Below are 16,003 nucleotides of genomic sequence, written 5' to 3'. Positions count from 1 at the left end.
TGTTTTTTTAATTAAATTTTGTTTTATTCGATATAAAGTACCTTGATATAAACTTTGTTGTTTTCTTTTTGCCACAGATCCAGCATGCCGTCTTTGGAAGCGGCTGAAGTCCTGTTGTATTCCTGTCCCAGATTCATGATATTCAGCAGGATGTATTCGTCTCCCACCGTGTTCACCATTAACGGGGTTTCTTCCGACTTTCCGTCGCCGGAACCTCTTATGGCATCGGTAAGCGCCCTGAACTGGCTGAGGTGGTGCATGAAATTGTTGCCATCCTTTTTGGAATCATAAGCTTTCAGCAGAATGAGGAGAATATCCAGATTTGTGGGATCCTTATCATACAGGATCTTTCCGAGTCTTATGCATTCGTCAAAATTTCCGTTTTTAAAATCGGCTGCCAGCATTTTGAAATCATCATCTGTGGTAGAGATGATGTCTTTCCTGAAATTCCGTCCGTAGTACAGGTATTGCGACTCCATACTGTCCAGTGATTTCGGATAGGCTTTGTATTTGAAAATCAGCTTGTCATAGTGATAAGGCGATTTTTCACTGGTAAGACTTTTTTCAACGGCTTTAAAATCAATTTTGGGTTTCTGGGCAAAAACGGAAACCGGAAACAGCACAATGAGCAGGAACAGGAAGTATTTCATCATTCGTTTTTGTGGTGTTCTTCATGCTCTTCATCCCGTTCGTCATTATCAAAATACTCGAAAAGGAAATCATTGTACGGAAATCTTGAGATATGGATTTTCATGACTTCTTCATAGATCATTTTCTTCATCTCCGGGAAGTTTTCTTTGGTTAATGCTGAAATGAAAACCGTAGGATATTTGGATTTAGCCATCCAGGTATTCTTCCATTCTTCCAGTGAAATATTTTTACGGGTGGCCGGGGTAAGGTCGTCCTCGTCTTTTTTATCATAGCTGAAGTCGTCGATCTTGTTGAATACCATAATCATCGGCTTCTGGTGGGCATTGATTTCCATAAGGATCTGGTTTACGGAATCAATATGGTCCTCAAAGCTTTCGTGGGAGATATCCACTACGTGAATCAGCAGGTCAGCTTCCCTTACCTCGTCCAGGGTGGATTTAAAAGATTCTACCAGCTGGGTCGGCAGCTTACGGATGAATCCAACCGTATCCGTGAGCAGGAAAGGCAGGTTTCCGATCACTACTTTGCGTACTGTGGTATCGAGGGTGGCAAAAAGCTTGTTTTCGGCAAATACTTCAGATTTGGACAGGGAATTCATCAGGGTTGATTTCCCGACATTGGTATACCCTACCAAAGCGGCGCGCACCACTTTTCCCCTGTTGTTCCGCTGGGTAGCCATTTGCTTATCAATGGTTTTCAGTTTTTCTTTCAGGAGGGAAATCCTGTCGCGGATGATCCTTCTGTCGGTTTCAATTTCCGTTTCACCGGGACCTCTCATCCCGATTCCCCCTTTCTGGCGCTCAAGGTGGGTCCACATCCGGGTCAGCCTTGGTAATAAGTATTGGTATTGGGCAAGTTCCACCTGGGTTCTGGCATACGAGGTCTGGGCCCTTTGGGCAAAGATATCCAGGATCAGGTTGGTACGGTCCAGTATTTTTGCTTCTATTTCGCGCTCCAGATTTTTCAGCTGGGAAGGCGACAGCTCGTCATCGAAAATCACCGTTCCTATTTCGTTTTCCTTTACGTATTCTTTTATTTCCTGGGCTTTTCCGCTTCCTATGAATGTTTTGGAATCCGGCTGGGTAAGTTTCTGGGTAAATCTTCTGTCTACGGTAGCTCCTGCGGTAAAAGCAAGAAACTCCAGTTCATCCATATATTCGATCAGTTTTTCCTCATCCTGATGTTGGGTAATAACACCTACCAAAACAGCTTTCTCGTATTGATGTTCTTTCTTTTCTAACATTGGGTTCTGTCTAAATTGTGAGATTTACAAGATAGCATTTTTCATGAAGAAAACCAAACTGAATTTTGCAGGATCAGGCCAGGCCATACCACGCAGAATCACAACACATACCTGTAAAGTTTCAGGATATGCTATGTAAAGCCTCAGGACTTTGCATTTTCTGTACCATAATCTTATATATTCAGCAAATTTAGCCGTAAATTTAGTTTACGTAAAAACTGTAGTAATCATGATTAACTCTATACGATGTATGATTATCGAGGCAGAAGAACTGGACCGGCTGGTTCTGCATCAGCACCTGAAGCAATACGGTACGGTGACGGTTATCGGTTCTTTTGGTTCCGCAGAGGAAGCAGTTCTGCATCTGGATACGCAGATCGACCTTGTTATTATGGATATGGACCTGCCCGGAATGAACGGTATGGAGTTCCGGAAAATCACCCGTCATATTCCCGCCTGTATTTTTATGAGCAGCAGGCCGGAATATGCCATTGATGCCTTTGAGGCAAACACTTCCGATTTTCTTATTAAACCCTTAAGAGCAGAACGGTTGGGTCTTGCAATGCAACGGGTTTCCGATTTCTTAGAAATGAAGGAAAAGTCGGAAAATTTTGATGCCCTGACCGGTAAAAATGTCATCAGAATCAAAGAAGGCGGAGTCATAAGTCAGATCAAGATCAGTGACATTGTCTACCTGGAGGCATTAAAAGATTACACGCTTGTCATCACTTCGGAAAAGAAATACTGCATCCTGGATTCTATCGGAAGCATGCTTCAGAAAAAAGATTTCAGATCCTTTGTACGGATTCACAGGAGCTTTGCTGTTCCCAGGCACCTGATCCGTGTGAAAAATACAAATGAAGTGGAACTGGTGCGCCAGATCAGGTTGCCCATCGGCCGGGCATACAAAAACAATCTGGATTTTTTCGTTCCGTAATCCTGTTATTTTCTGAATTTTAAAAAATACCAAAGGGAAATATGTTCAGCTTAAAAGTCCGTATGCAATGATAAATAAAATACAGGGTGAATAATATTCAATCATAATGCATTAATTTTTAATATATTTTAGTTCAAGATTGTTATTCGTCGATTAATAACGTCGTTTATCTATTTTTAGTATAATACTTATAATATATAGGTAAATTTATATACTTAAAAGATCTCTTTTAAGCACACCAAATAATACCAATCGCAAAATCATTGTATATGAAAAGAACATCTATTTCATGTTTTTCTCTGTTGTTTTTTGTCCCCGCCGTGCTGCTGAAGGCACAGACCGCTTTTCTGGTCACGGGTGCCAATGCATCGGGTGGCGGCGGCTCTGTTTCCTACAGCATCGGTCAGGCCGCTTACTTTGCCAAAGGCAACAACACGGAAATCTCCGAAGGCGTACAGCAGGCCTATGAAATCACCACTGTCCTTGCCGCCGGCGAGGTTTCAGTCCCCAAAGAAAACGGAGCAGGAATCGTACTGTATCCGAACCCCGTAAAAGATTACCTGTATCTGGATTTCAACAGCCATCGTTTTGATGGTTCAGATTACCAGCTCTTCGATGCCCAGGGCAAACAGGTCATGTCCGGTAAAATCAGTCAGTCCAAATCTGAGCTCAATTTCTCTTCTCTTCCCTCCGCTATGTATATCATCAGGATCAATCAGGAAGGCAGAAATCTAAAAACATTCAAAATCATCAAAAAATAAGTGCCATGAAAAAAATGATTATCGCCATAGGGTTGCTGTTGGGCACCCAGTTCGCCTTTGCACAGGCACCTGAAAAAATGAGCTATCAGGCCATTATCAGGAATTCTTCGGGTCAGATTCTTGCCAATCAGAACATCGGGGTTAAAATAAGCATCTTACAGGGGTCTCCCTCGGGAACTGCTGTGTTTTCCGAGAGGCTTACCGGAACTACCAATGCCAATGGGCTGGTTACTATGGAAATCGGGACGGGGACCGTACTTGCCGGTGCATTCAATACCATTAACTGGCCGTCAGGAAGCTATTATATGAAAACGGAAACCGATCCTACAGGTGGCACCAACTATAGCATTACCGGAACGAGCCAGCTGCTGAGTGTGCCTTACGCCCTGTTTGCCAAATCGGCCGGTACCGTTTCTGCCGGAAGTTTTGCCATTCCGTTCATCAATACTTTTACCAATGCAGGCAATCTCTTTTCGATTACCAATGACGGTGACGGAGCCTCTATCGAGGGAATCAATACGACGACGACTTCCAATATAACCTCTATAAAAGGAGTAGTGAACCATCTTGCACCGGGAGGTTTTTCCGTGGGGGTAAAAGGAGTGAATTCAGGAACCGCATCGCAGGGAATAGGTACCTGGGGAAGCCATGACGGTAGCGGATGGGGAATATACGGATCAGCACCTACAGGAGTCGGGGTTTACGGAAATGCTTCAGGTGCCGGATACGGAATCTACGCCAACAGTACCTCCGGAACCGGTCTTAATGCCACTTCCGGGTCCGGAATTGCAGCCAATGTAGGGATTTTTAATGCTTCCAACAACAATAATGTTTTCAATGCCAATACTGTCGGCAACGGAAATGTAGTATATGCCAGTACAACCGGTACCGGAAAAGGGGTGTACAGCTCTACAGGAGCGGGATACGCCGTACACGGAGCTACCAGCAGTCCGGTTTCAGCAGGGATCGTCGGAGATAATAATGGGGAAGGGGAAGCCATCGTAGGCCGGAACACCAGTGACATTGCCGGTGCTATCGTAGGCCGTAATGACGGCGGCGGATATGGGATCCGGGGATTTGTTGCCGGCAATACTTCAGGTACCGGTGCGGGCGTATTGGGCCAGGTGGGAATCAGTGGAAGTAAAGGCCGGGCCGGAAGATTTGAAAATACCAATATGGCCAATGATAAAAATACACTGGAAGCCTCTACCAATTCCTTAGGCGATACAGGAGTTCCCGGGGCCGGGGCGGGGCTTTATGCGGAATCTACGCATTCGGATACCGTAGCGCCTGCCATCCGGGCGAAGACCAATACGGTATTTGCCAATTTCGGGTCCAGTGCCGTCTTTGCAGAATCGGCAGGTCCCGGAGGAACAGCCGGAACTTTCCATTCTTCCAGTGCTACCGGCCAGGGAAATACCCTGATGGTGGTTAACAACGGTCATGGAAAAGCCATTATGGCCAATGCCTCCAATGCCGGAAATGCCATTGAAGCCAATGTGAACGGAACGGGAAAAGCCATTTACGGATGGGTGCCGTCCACGGCTTCAGGCCAGGCCGCCGATTTCCAGAATTTCAATGCTTCCAATGCCAAAACGGTACTGTCTGCCAAAACGGTAGCCAACGGGATGGCCGGGGATTTCTTTGTAGATAATGCCAACGGAACGTCTGCAGCACTGCACGGTAAGGTAAACTCACAGTTTGCCGATTTCGGAACAGCGGGTATTTACGGAGAGTCTGCAGGACTGGGAGGCTACGGCGGACTGTTCTATGCTTCCAATGCCAGTGGAAACGGGCCTGCAATCTTTGCGCTTTCCGAAGGCCACGGCAACGGGATTACTGCCAATGCAGCCAATGACGGAACCGCAATAGAAGCCACGGCCGACGGTTCAGGAAGTGCAATTTATGCCTGGATTCCCGATTATGGAACCGGCCATGCCGCAAAATTCAGCAATTACAATGCCTCTAACAGCAATCCTACCCTAACGGTGGAATCTACAGGAACCGGTGCCCTTGCGGTATTCAAAGCGGGGAATTCTACTGCTTCTCCCGTAAATGTTGCCAGGATCAACAGCGAAGGAAAAGCATTCTTCAATGGGGGCACCCAGAACAGCGGTGCCGATATTGCGGAAGCCTTTGATGTGGAAGGGAATATTTCGGCATATGAACCGGGTGACATACTTGTCATTTCAACCACCAAAGACCGGGCAGTTGAGAAATCGTCAGGCGCATATTCCACTCTTGTGGCAGGCGTATACGCTACAAAACCCGGCGTCCTGCTGACGGAAGAACATATTGATACCAGCATCTCAGATAAAGTTCCGATGGGTGTTATCGGAGTAATCCCTACAAAAGTATGCCTGGAAGGCGGTAAAATAAAACGGGGAGACCTTCTGGTTACCTCTTCAAAAACCGGAGTGGGAATGAAAGCCAATCTGAAAAAAGTGAAAATCGGGCAGGTCATCGGAAAGGCACTTGAAGATTACGATCAAAACGGAACCGGAAAAATTAACGTATTGGTAAACATTAAATAATAAATCATGAAATCATTATACATTATTGCTTTTTCAGCGATCAGCATGCAGCTCTGCGCTCAGCAGGATAAAAAAAATCCTGAAGTTCAGGAAGCGGCCTATTATAAAGAATCAAAAGCATTCGAAGCACAAATGATGAAGGAAGCAAAGGAGAGGACGGCTCAGAAGCCTTCTGCAACCGTACTGGTTTCCGAGCAGGGGCTGGACACCGGGAAGCCTGCTGCCAAACAGGAACCTCCCAAAAGCAACAGCGGGAAACTGCTTCCGGCTACAGCCGGCTTTGAAGAGATCATGGCCGCAGTGCCCGGCAACAGACCGTCCAAAACGGCAGTTTCATCCGGAGATCCGGCAAGAACAGGACGCCTGAAGAGTACGCCCAATCTCAGCATACGGGAAATCAGGAAAACGATTCCCAGGAATTGACCATAATTACCTGTTTTAATAAAAAGTCAGCTTTAAAAGCGGACTTTTTTATTTCAGGATACTGGTAGCCTGTACTTCATTTTGTATTGCCTGTAAAAGCGGATGTCAGCATAAATTACGACTCGGGTCCCTTTTACAGGTTATTTCCTTGTTCTGCCTACAATCTGGTTTCGGAATCAATCCCAGTCTGAGGCGATAAACTTCATGGTATTTCCCTGTTTATCATCCAGAATCAGGAAATGTCCGTCGATTTTATAACGCGTCATATTTCTGAAGCCCTTTGCGAAATCATCTTCCAGCTTCATGTCAGGGCATGCCATCATGGTTGAACTCAGGCCGGAGATTTTCAGGGTGCCGTTTTTTTTAAACATAGAACTGAAAAACATTCTATTGCAGCCCATAAATGCCCCGCCGCGGATCTCACCGTTCTGTACCGGTGCCGTAAGATCGATTTTTGCTCCGTCGGAGATCAGTTCCTGTTTGGAATAGGAGCTGAAGGCAACAAGCATCCATTCCCGCTGCAGCTGCGGATTCCGGGACGGCAAAGAATTACAGCTTATGATAAGGCCTGCATATGAAAGGGTTAAAATACGCAAGATCATTTTTTTCATAACCTTCTCACAACCATTTTCATGCCTTCACGGGCGTGAAACCATAAAAAAGTAGTAAATTAGCGACACAAAAATTATTTTATAAAATGAAAAGAATACTTCTGTTATTCACGTTCCTTTTAAGTTTCGTCCAGATGCGGGCAGACGAAGGGATGTGGCTGTTAATGCTGGTCAAGCGACTGAATGGGGTAGATATGCAAAAAGAAGGTTTGCATCTTACGCCTGAAGAAATTTATTCGGTGAACAATTCAAGCCTTAAAGATGCCATTGTAAGCTTTGGCGGATTCTGTACCGGGGAAATTGTTTCCAACCAGGGTCTTATTTTTACCAACCACCACTGTGGGTACGGTGCTGTAGCGGCCGCTTCCACTCCGGAAAAAGATTATCTGAAAAATGGCTTCTGGGCCATGAAGCAGAAAGATGAATTCAATGCCAAGGACCTGTACGTACGATTCCTGGTGAGAATGGATGATGCTACCCAAAGAATCAACTCGAAGCTGAATAATAATATGTCCGCTGCAGACAGAAAAGCAGTGATCGACGCAGAGACCAAAGCCATCCAGTCTGAAAATTCAGAAAACGGAAAATATACAGTAGTGGTAAAGGATTTCTTCAATGGAAATGAATTCTATTATTTCGTATATCAGGATTACAAAGATATCCGTCTGGTTGGCGCTCCGCCTTCCGCGCTGGGGAAATTCGGCGGTGATACAGACAACTGGGAATGGCCGAGACATACTGCTGACTTCACCGTTTTCAGAGTCTATGCCGATGCGGCAGGAAATCCTGCTGAATTTGCTCCGACCAACGTTCCTCTAAAACCTAAACATTTCTTACCGGTTTCCCTGAAAGGAGTGAAGCCCGGTGATTTCTCCATGATCCTGGGATATCCGGGAAGAACCAACCGTTACCTGACTTCTTACGGGATCCAGCAGATGGTGAACAAAGATTATCCGGCCTGGGTGGAAGCTTCCAAGCTGGCCATGGACGTGATGAAAAAGTATATGGATAAAGATAAAGGGACCCAGCTTAATTATGCTTCCCAATATGCTTCCGTAGCCAATTACTGGAAAAACAGACAGGGTACCATCGATGCCGTAATCAAAAACGGAACTATTGCAGACAAGCAGAAAATAGAAGAACGTTTCAAGACGTGGGCAGTACAGCCGGCAAACATTATGGAGTATGAAACGGTGCTTGAAGACATAGGCATCTATTACAAACAGACCTCAGACAGAAATGTAGAAAGGATGTACATGACGCAGCTGTCGAGAAATGCAAAATACTTTACACTGGCATTACAGGTAGGAAGCGTGCTTCAGGCCTATGCCAAGCAGGATATGGCAGGAAGGATTGCCATGAAGCCAAAAGTGGAGGCCGCCCTGAAAACAGCTTATGAAAACATCAATACCAAGCTGGAAGGAGAAATGCTGAATTCTATGGTTAACCTTTACCAGACCAGAGTAAATAAAGACGTAGCTTCTGAAACCATTATGGGGTTAGATTCGAAGAACCTTTCCAATGTCGCTTATTCTTCCATCTTTGCAAACAAACTTTCTGCAACGAATTTCATGCTGAACCCGGATATCCTGAAACTGGATGCCGATCCGTTATGGAAAATGGCCAATGCGCTGGTAGCAGACCAGAAAGCTTCTGCTGAAAGATTCGTGAAAATTGATGATAATTTCGCAAAAAATAACAGGCTGTTCCTGGCCGGGCTGATGAAAGCGATGCCGGAGAAAAAATTCTATCCGGATGCCAACTCTACCATGAGGCTTACATACGGAACTGTGGATAAACTTCCGATCAGAGAAGACAGAAATTATTTCGGGGTTACCGATAACTATTATACCGATATGGCCGGTCTTGTAGGAAAATACAAGAAAGGAGACGAAGAGTTCGACCTTCCGCAAAGGGTGATCGACCTTTATAACCTGAAAGATTTCGGACAGTATGCCGACGCCAAAGGATATATGCCGGTAAACTTCCTTTCCAACAATGATATTACAGGAGGGAACTCAGGTTCGCCGGTAATTGATGCTGACGGAAACCTGATCGGTATCGCATTCGACGGAAACAGTGAAGCCCTGAGCGGCGATATCGTGTTTGAACCGGAATGGCAGAAAACCATCAACGTAGACGTCCGTTTCGTACTTTGGACCATCGATAAATATGCCGGTGCCAGAAGACTGATCGACGAATTACAATTGGTAAAAGACGAAAATACACCTGCTGATACCAAGACAAAAATGCCGAAGGCAACCCCTGCCAAAGGAAAGAAAAAATAATCTACCGATATATTTTCAGGAACCGCAGATTTTTTCTGCGGTTTTTTTATTTTTGGATATACAATTACATTGACATGAATACTTCATCTGTCCGCTTCCATGCCGTTATCCTTCAGAATGGCTCCATCAATGCTGCTTTTATTGAATTCCCTTTCTCCGCAGAAGAAGTATTCGGTAAAAAAGGAAGGATAAAAGTAAAAGTGGTTTTTGACGGAAGAATAGAATACCGCGGCAGCCTTGCCCGAATGAAAACCGAATGCCATATTCTGGGAATAACACGGGATATCAGGCAACAGCTCGGCAAAACATTCGGGGATAAGATCTCTGTATCCGTTACGGAAGACCTGGAAGAAAGAACCGTGGAAATGCCGGATGATATCCTCTCTGTCCTCGTAGGTAATCCGGAAGCGAAGGCATTGTTTGATGCCATGAACTATACCCACCGGAAAGAATACATCCGCTGGATCAGTGAAGCAAAAAAGCCGGAAACCAGGGAAAACCGGAAAAAGAAAATGATTGAAATGATCCTGAGCGGTAAAAAGGGAGTTTAATCCTGTACCCGGAACACGATAGTCAGTATCTGTCTTGCCCCTCCATTGGTAACGGTTATGGAATCACTGTTATGATCTACCGTTACCCCGATATCATTGATCAGTTCCTTGAAATACCCTTTCTCGGTAATCCCTTTCTGCCAGGTAAATTCTGCAGCTGCCCCCAACGTATTGCTGATGACCAGGTTATGATCATAATTGATCTTTGCAATATTTTTATCGATGACCATTGTTTCATAAGGTGCAAAATCATTGATACGGGTCTCATCGAGTATTGTATTTTCTTTTTTCTGACGGATGGATACAGGCTTATCTTTCATTTTTTCTTGTAATTCGTTGATAAAACTTTATATCCGCAAACATGAATGTTCGAGGCGACAAAACGTGTCGCATTATAATCTGATTTAAAAAAAATAATGATTCAGTTACTGCTGGACGGTCCCTCTAAATGAAAATTCGGCGGCGGAGTATCCTGGAAATCGTATGGATCAGCCCTTTCTTAATTTTAAGATCTGTAAGGTAAACTTCTGAGAAATTCAGGCTAAGCATTCCAGAATTCACGGTCCAGGCTCCGGTATTGTATGGCCTCTGAGACATGTTCTGGCAGAATATCCTGTGATTCTTCCAGATCGGCAATCGTGCGGGCCACTTTCAGGATCCGGTCATAGGCCCTTGCTGAAAGATTGAGCTTTTCCATAGCCATTTTGATTAGGCCGAAAGAACTTTCATCCAGCCTGCAGAATTTTTCGATTTCTTTCGGGCCCATCTGGGCATTGTAGCTTATATTCAGATCCTGGTACCGTTCCGTCTGTATTCCGCGGGCTGTGAGTACGCGCTTGCGGATGTCTTCGCTTTTTTCACCTTTCCTTCTCTCAGCCAGCTGTTCAAACTCTACTTTCTGCACTTCAATGTGGATGTCAATCCTGTCCAGGAGAGGCCCCGACAGTTTGCTCATATACCGCTGCATTTCAAAAGACGTAGAGGTATTATTGGGGTCATCCGGAAAAAAGCCGCTTGGGCTCGGGTTCATCGAAGCCACCAGCATAAAACTGGCCGGATAGTTTACCGTAAACCGGGCCCGGGAGATGGTTACTTCCCGGTCTTCCAGCGGCTGGCGCATCACTTCCAGTACCGTTCTTTTGAATTCAGGCATTTCATCCAGGAAGAGGACTCCGTTATGGGCAAGGGAAATCTCCCCGGGCTGCGGATAGCTTCCGCCTGTATATTTGCAAAGTAAATGCAAAATAAAATGGCAAAATCGTTCACATTCGCACCTACTTTACAAATATTTTTGCGTAGTAAGTGCGAACAAATTTAATTTCTTACCTTAGATGAAACAAATCATACAAAATAAGGTGAGAAAAATCGGTTTAAAGTACAGCTCACTTTCCGGCAGCTTTTTTAGCGCTAAAAATAATAAAGAAGTTCAGTTTGAATCTTCTTTAGAAAGGGATTTTATTTATTTACTCGAAATGGATTGGATCATAGAATCCTATCATGAGCAGCCTGTGACAATATACTACACTGATTCTGAAGGAAAACAACGTCACTATACCCCTGATTTCTTATTTTATTGGCATCATCGTTTTTCTTCTCAGGGTTCGAAACCTGTCTTAGTTGAAATAAAGTATAAAGATGATTTAAAGAATAGAGCATTAGAATACCAGCCTAAATTTGCAGCTGCAGAAGAGTTTTGTAAACTCAATGGATATGAATTTAAAATACTGACAGAAAATGATATTAGAACTGAGTATTTAGATAATTGCAAGTTTCTTTATAGGTATAAGAAGAATAATTTTGATCACAACCATCCCGATATTCAGCTCTTACTAAAAAACATGTGTGATTTGGTTTGTACAACACCGAAAGAACTAATACAAATTAGTGCAAAAGACAAGTACAAGCAAATGGAACTTATATATTATATGTGGTATATGGTTTCAAATAATATAATAAGGTGCTTATGGGAATATCCTCTTAGTATGGATTCTTCTATATGGCTGGATGAAATTTATGAAAATCACTATCCGAAATGAAACCAGAAATTTTTTATTTAAACTTAGGGCAGCAAATTCTTTATAAAGATATTCCGTGCACAATTATACGAAATATAGATGTTCGCAGGATAAGCATTGAAGAGATCGAAACGGGAATCGTTCATACAGTCAATATAAGTGAAATTTCTCCTGCACAATCTGATAAAGAAGTTGTAAATAGAAATATGCTCGAGCTTACAGATAGTGATTGGGAAATTGCTCAGAATAGATTTCGTATAATTAGACCTGTATTAGAAAATCGTGGAGATTTAAAAATTGTAGAAAATGCAGCTGAAGAAGCCAAAGTTGATAAAGCAACTATATATAGATGGATTGGACGCTATGAGCAGACGGGAAGTATTGCTTCTATATTAGGAAGAAAGAAGACAGGCGGTCGGGGTAAATCTAGACTATCAAAGGAGTTAGAACAAATTATTCAAAAATGTATTGAAGAAGTTTATCTTACATCATTTAGAAAATCCATAAATTATCTCATTAGAGCAATAGCATTTGAATGTAATAAAGCAGATATTAAAATGCCCCATTCAACAACTATAAGGAGGAGAATTAACGAAATTTCAGAACAAGAAAAAGTTACGCAGAGATATGGTAAGAAAATTTCAGATAATAAATTTCGTCCGATTAGAGGAAATTTTCCCCATGCAAATCATCCATTATCTGTAGTTCAAATTGATCACACTCCAGTAGATATTATTTTAGTTGATGAAGTATTTCGTCAACCTTTTAATAGGCCATATCTTACCGTGGCAATTGATGTTTTTAGCAGAATGATTGTTGGTATTAATATCTCTTTTGATCCTCCTGGTGCTATGGGTACGGGATTATGTGTTTCAAATGCTATATTAGAAAAAGATGCTTATTTAAATAAATTAGGGGTAGATGGCTCTTGGCCCTGCTGGGGTGTTATGGAAACTATACATGTTGATAATGCTAAAGAATTTAGAGGAATTATGTTAAAGAAAGCATGTGAGAATTACGGTATAAATCTAGAGTTTAGACCGGTTGCCACACCTCACTACGGTGGACATATTGAAAGATTTTTAGGATCCTTTTCAAAAGCTGTACATGATCTACCAGGAACAACGTTCTCTAACACGAAAGAAAGATCAACATATAAATCAGAAAAACATGCATCATTTACATTAGCGGAATTTGAAAAATGGATGGTAACCTATATTGTTAATGTATATCATAAAACGGTGCATTCCGGTATTGGCATAACACCCGAAGAAAAATATATTGAAGGTATATTCGGCAACGATGAGATTAAAGGAATAGGTCTGCCTCCCCGGTTTAATAACGAACGAAAAGTAAGATTGGATTTTATGCCTTACACAGAAAGAACTATTCAAGTATCAGGTGTAGTGATTGATCACATTCATTATTATGATGAAATTCTTCGAAAATATATTAATGTTGAAAATAAAAGACAGAAACAAAAGAAATATTCATTCAGAAGAAATCCTAAGGATATTAGCGTGATATATTTCTTTGATCCGGATACCAATGAATATTTTGAAATTCCTTATCGTGATGCCAGGCATCCACCAATGTCCATTTGGGAATATAGGGCCGCAGTAAAAAAATGGAAGGAAGAAAACCCTGGACCAATAAATCAGGATCATATATTTGAAACTTATAAAAAGTTAGAAGAAATTGAACTAAAAGCTATAAAGTCAACAAAAAGATTATCTAAAAATTCCAGAAGAATCATCAATAAAGAATTTTCAAATAAAGAATCTTTTTTAGAAGATATATCTCAAACTAACAAAGAGTTGAAGCTAAATCTAGTTAATGATAAAAATGAAGAGGAGAAAATAATTTTGCCGATTGAATTTAATTTAAAACCATTTGATAATTTAGATGATGAAGCATTTGACAACTAAAACTAGGGAGATTGTTCTGAATAGTTCTGAAGAAGAAAAAATATCTTACTTAAGAAAACAAAAATGGATTCCCTATCCTCAGGCAGAAAAAATTATAAATAAGCTAGATGATCTCAAAGGTTATCCAACGGTTGACAGAATGCCTAATCTTCTTATCGTAGGAGAAACGAATAATGGTAAGACTGCGCTGATTAATAGATTTTATAAAAGAAATAATGCGTATATCCGTGAAGGTGAATATGATATTGTTATTGCACCAGTTATTATAGTTCAGGCCCCCGCAGAACCTGACGAGAAAAGTTTTTATAATAAGATTTTAGAATTGCTTAATGCTCCTATCATTAAAAGTGAAAATCCAGATGTAAAGCAGAGAAGAATTATATCTCTATTTAAAAAACTGGAAATTAAACTATTAATTATTGATGAAATACACCATGTGCTTGCGGGAAGCCCAGTTAAGCAAAGAGTATTTCTAAATGTTTTAAAATATCTAAGTAATGAACTTAAAATCTCAATAGTTTGTGTCGGAATTAGAGACGCTTTTAATGTCATTCAATCAGATCCACAATTAGCAAATCGTTTTGAAACAATGATCTTAGAAAGATGGAAGAATAACGAAGCATTTCTTCAGCTTTTAGTTAACTACGAAGCTTTGATTCCTCTTGAGAATCCTTCTTTCCTTGTAGAAAATTCCATGGCGTCAAGAATTTTATCAATGTCAGAAGGTTTGATTGGTGAAATAAATACAATTTTAACAAAAGCCGGAGAACTTGCTATTAAGAGTGGGATCAATAAGATTGATCACAAAATTCTCGATAATATTGATTATGTTTCTCCGGAAGATCGGAAAAAGATATTGAGAAGGACTAATTTATAATGCCTTTCGTTCCATCTTTACAAAAAAATATTTGGGCAAATTATATTCCTCCCTATAAGGATGAATTGTTTACAAGCTGGTATGTGAGATTAGCGCAGTCACATATGGTAAAAAGTCATTCATTTGGCAAATATTACTTTGGAAATCAACAGTTTTGGAACAGGGATACAGATAATATGCCTACTAGTCATTTAAAAAGAATTATTTATGAAAATAGTCCGTTAGAATATGCTGATATTGATGATCTTTTTTTAACTAGTTATAAATATAAGTTATTTGAACATCATAATCCCACAGGATATACTTTAGGAATTTTACCATTAGGAATTCGCCATAGGATACGTAAGCAGAGGGGTTTATTATATTGTCCAGTATGCTTAAAAAATAAACCATACTATAAAAAACAGTGGAGATTAAGTATTTCATATGTTTGCTGTAATTGTAAAGTCCTTCTAAAGGATTCTTGCCCAGCGTGTAAATATCCTATTACTTTTCATAGACTAGAACAGGGTAATAAAAAGAGAACTCTTATAGATTCATTTAATTTATGCGCAGGTTGTAATTATGATTTGACATTAAGTTCTATAACAGCAAGTGATGAACAATTTAAAAATCAAATATGTATTGATAATATTCTAAACTCAGGATATTCTAAGAATATACATTACAGCTTTTCGTATTTCCACCTTTTTCATATCATTAATAATCTACTATCACGAAAACATAAAGTTTGGGGTCGTTTAAGAAATGCATGTGAATTTGAATTTGGGATATTGCCTGAAAATGAAGAAAGCTTTAGATTCTGGCCTATAGAAGATAGACTATCTATATTCGAAATGACATGTAAAATTATAAATGATTATGATTTTCTTAGATATCTCATACAAAATCATAATTTAAGGCTTAGTGAATTTAATAAAGATCAGATACTTCCTTATTCATTCGAACATATTTTTAAAAGTTTTTAACTGTATTGTTTATTATATAGTTATATAATATTTTAATTGTATGATTAACAAAAAATATTGTATATATTTTATATATTATATTTAATATATATGATATTATATTGTGAATATATTTTATTTATAAGTTAATTTAATTTAAAAGAGATAAAAAAAATGACGTATTTCAATAAGGAATAAAAAATAATAAAATTGTATAAAGGGATATAATTGTTTTTA

At 40.7% G+C, this 16,003-nt stretch carries 14 protein-coding genes and 1 pseudogene; 10 read left to right on the top strand and 5 right to left on the bottom strand.

Features of this window, described 5'->3' with window-relative positions:
* Positions 1–23: 23 nt before the first annotated feature.
* Together QZ735_RS16225 and hflX are read right to left on the bottom strand one after the other, a co-directional pair.
* Positions 24–653, bottom strand: a complete 630-nt coding sequence (locus tag QZ735_RS16225) for a DUF4919 domain-containing protein (protein ID WP_294250549.1) — start codon at positions 651–653, stop codon at positions 24–26.
* Positions 650–1,894: a GTPase HflX gene (hflX, locus tag QZ735_RS16220; protein ID WP_294250545.1), complete on the bottom strand. Its 1,245-nt coding sequence runs from the start codon at positions 1,892–1,894 to the stop codon at positions 650–652. The genes QZ735_RS16225 and hflX overlap by 4 nt, the downstream gene beginning before the upstream one ends.
* 229 nt (positions 1,895–2,123) lie before the next feature.
* On the opposite strand from hflX, the gene QZ735_RS16215 reads away from it, so the two are divergent.
* From QZ735_RS16215 to QZ735_RS16200, 4 genes are all read left to right on the top strand, one after another.
* Positions 2,124–2,831: a LytTR family DNA-binding domain-containing protein gene (locus QZ735_RS16215; RefSeq protein WP_294250543.1), complete on the top strand. Its 708-nt coding sequence runs from the start codon at positions 2,124–2,126 to the stop codon at positions 2,829–2,831.
* 269 nt (positions 2,832–3,100) lie between these two features.
* Positions 3,101–3,592 (top strand): T9SS type A sorting domain-containing protein, encoded by a 492-nt coding sequence (locus QZ735_RS16210; RefSeq protein WP_294250540.1) that lies wholly within the window; start codon positions 3,101–3,103, stop codon positions 3,590–3,592.
* A gap of 5 nt (positions 3,593–3,597) precedes the next feature.
* Entirely contained in the window at positions 3,598–6,126 is a 2,529-nt protein-coding gene (locus tag QZ735_RS16205; protein ID WP_294250537.1) for a collagen-like protein, read from the top strand.
* A 6-nt stretch (positions 6,127–6,132) separates the two neighbouring features.
* On the top strand, positions 6,133–6,549 hold the full coding sequence (locus QZ735_RS16200; protein WP_294250534.1) for a hypothetical protein: 417 nt from the start codon (positions 6,133–6,135) through the stop codon (positions 6,547–6,549).
* Positions 6,550–6,725: 176 nt separating this feature from the next.
* Here the strand turns inward: QZ735_RS16200 and QZ735_RS16195 are convergent, their stop codons facing one another.
* The gene (locus QZ735_RS16195) at positions 6,726–7,151 is read right to left on the bottom strand and encodes an META domain-containing protein (protein WP_294250531.1); all 426 of its coding nucleotides are present in this window, start codon (positions 7,149–7,151) and stop codon (positions 6,726–6,728) included.
* A gap of 95 nt (positions 7,152–7,246) precedes the next feature.
* Between QZ735_RS16195 and QZ735_RS16190 the strand changes: the two genes are divergently transcribed.
* Both QZ735_RS16190 and QZ735_RS16185 read left to right on the top strand, forming a co-directional pair.
* Positions 7,247–9,448 (top strand): S46 family peptidase, encoded by a 2,202-nt coding sequence (locus QZ735_RS16190; protein WP_294250528.1) that lies wholly within the window; start codon positions 7,247–7,249, stop codon positions 9,446–9,448.
* 74 nt (positions 9,449–9,522) lie between these two features.
* A complete protein-coding gene (locus tag QZ735_RS16185; RefSeq protein WP_294250525.1) occupies positions 9,523–9,999 on the top strand; it encodes a YdeI/OmpD-associated family protein in 477 nt (158 codons plus the stop codon).
* On the opposite strand, the gene QZ735_RS16180 is transcribed toward QZ735_RS16185, so the two are convergent.
* Together QZ735_RS16180 and QZ735_RS16175 are read right to left on the bottom strand one after the other, a co-directional pair.
* Positions 9,996–10,319 (bottom strand): hypothetical protein, encoded by a 324-nt coding sequence (locus QZ735_RS16180; RefSeq protein ID WP_294250523.1) that lies wholly within the window; start codon positions 10,317–10,319, stop codon positions 9,996–9,998. The genes QZ735_RS16185 and QZ735_RS16180 overlap by 4 nt on opposite strands.
* Positions 10,320–10,540: 221 nt before the next feature.
* Positions 10,541–11,218: pseudogene (locus QZ735_RS16175) on the bottom strand (ATP-binding protein); the annotation flags it as partial.
* Positions 11,219–11,330: 112 nt separating this feature from the next.
* On the opposite strand from QZ735_RS16175, the gene QZ735_RS16170 reads away from it, so the two are divergent.
* From QZ735_RS16170 to QZ735_RS16155, 4 genes are read left to right on the top strand one after another with little or no spacing between them, the layout of a single operon-like run.
* Entirely contained in the window at positions 11,331–12,035 is a 705-nt protein-coding gene (locus QZ735_RS16170; RefSeq protein ID WP_294250518.1) for a TnsA endonuclease N-terminal domain-containing protein, read from the top strand.
* Entirely contained in the window at positions 12,032–13,942 is a 1,911-nt protein-coding gene (locus QZ735_RS16165; protein ID WP_294250515.1) for a helix-turn-helix domain-containing protein, read from the top strand. The genes QZ735_RS16170 and QZ735_RS16165 overlap by 4 nt, the downstream gene beginning before the upstream one ends.
* Entirely contained in the window at positions 13,920–14,819 is a 900-nt protein-coding gene (locus tag QZ735_RS16160; RefSeq protein ID WP_294250512.1) for a TniB family NTP-binding protein, read from the top strand. The genes QZ735_RS16165 and QZ735_RS16160 overlap by 23 nt, the downstream gene beginning before the upstream one ends.
* A complete protein-coding gene (locus QZ735_RS16155; RefSeq protein WP_294250509.1) occupies positions 14,819–15,787 on the top strand; it encodes a TniQ family protein in 969 nt (322 codons plus the stop codon). Before QZ735_RS16160 ends, QZ735_RS16155 begins: the two co-directional genes overlap by 1 nt.
* Positions 15,788–16,003: the final 216 nt, after the last annotated feature.

The organism is uncultured Chryseobacterium sp. (assembly GCF_913776365.1).
Lineage (GTDB): Bacteria > Bacteroidota > Bacteroidia > Flavobacteriales > Weeksellaceae > Chryseobacterium.
The sequence above is the reverse complement of the archived record's forward strand: the minus strand, read 5'-3'. Positions and strand labels throughout refer to the sequence as shown.

What these genes read in the sequence shown, in the direction of transcription:
- QZ735_RS16225 (WP_294250549.1), bottom strand. Translation starts at nt 653, where the DNA reads ATGATGAAATACTTCCTGTTCCTGCTCATTGTGCTGTTTCCGGTTTCC.
- QZ735_RS16210 (WP_294250540.1), top strand. Translation starts at nt 3,101, where the DNA reads ATGAAAAGAACATCTATTTCATGTTTTTCTCTGTTGTTTTTTGTCCCC.
- QZ735_RS16200 (WP_294250534.1), top strand. Translation starts at nt 6,133, where the DNA reads ATGAAATCATTATACATTATTGCTTTTTCAGCGATCAGCATGCAGCTC.
- QZ735_RS16215 (WP_294250543.1), top strand. Translation starts at nt 2,124, where the DNA reads ATGATTAACTCTATACGATGTATGATTATCGAGGCAGAAGAACTGGAC.
- QZ735_RS16180 (WP_294250523.1), bottom strand. Translation starts at nt 10,319, where the DNA reads ATGAAAGATAAGCCTGTATCCATCCGTCAGAAAAAAGAAAATACAATA.
- QZ735_RS16160 (WP_294250512.1), top strand. Translation starts at nt 13,920, where the DNA reads ATGATGAAGCATTTGACAACTAAAACTAGGGAGATTGTTCTGAATAGT.
- hflX (WP_294250545.1), bottom strand. Translation starts at nt 1,894, where the DNA reads ATGTTAGAAAAGAAAGAACATCAATACGAGAAAGCTGTTTTGGTAGGT.
- QZ735_RS16190 (WP_294250528.1), top strand. Translation starts at nt 7,247, where the DNA reads ATGAAAAGAATACTTCTGTTATTCACGTTCCTTTTAAGTTTCGTCCAG.
- QZ735_RS16195 (WP_294250531.1), bottom strand. Translation starts at nt 7,151, where the DNA reads ATGATCTTGCGTATTTTAACCCTTTCATATGCAGGCCTTATCATAAGC.
- QZ735_RS16170 (WP_294250518.1), top strand. Translation starts at nt 11,331, where the DNA reads ATGAAACAAATCATACAAAATAAGGTGAGAAAAATCGGTTTAAAGTAC.
- QZ735_RS16185 (WP_294250525.1), top strand. Translation starts at nt 9,523, where the DNA reads ATGAATACTTCATCTGTCCGCTTCCATGCCGTTATCCTTCAGAATGGC.
- QZ735_RS16155 (WP_294250509.1), top strand. Translation starts at nt 14,819, where the DNA reads ATGCCTTTCGTTCCATCTTTACAAAAAAATATTTGGGCAAATTATATT.
- QZ735_RS16165 (WP_294250515.1), top strand. Translation starts at nt 12,032, where the DNA reads ATGAAACCAGAAATTTTTTATTTAAACTTAGGGCAGCAAATTCTTTAT.
- QZ735_RS16205 (WP_294250537.1), top strand. Translation starts at nt 3,598, where the DNA reads ATGAAAAAAATGATTATCGCCATAGGGTTGCTGTTGGGCACCCAGTTC.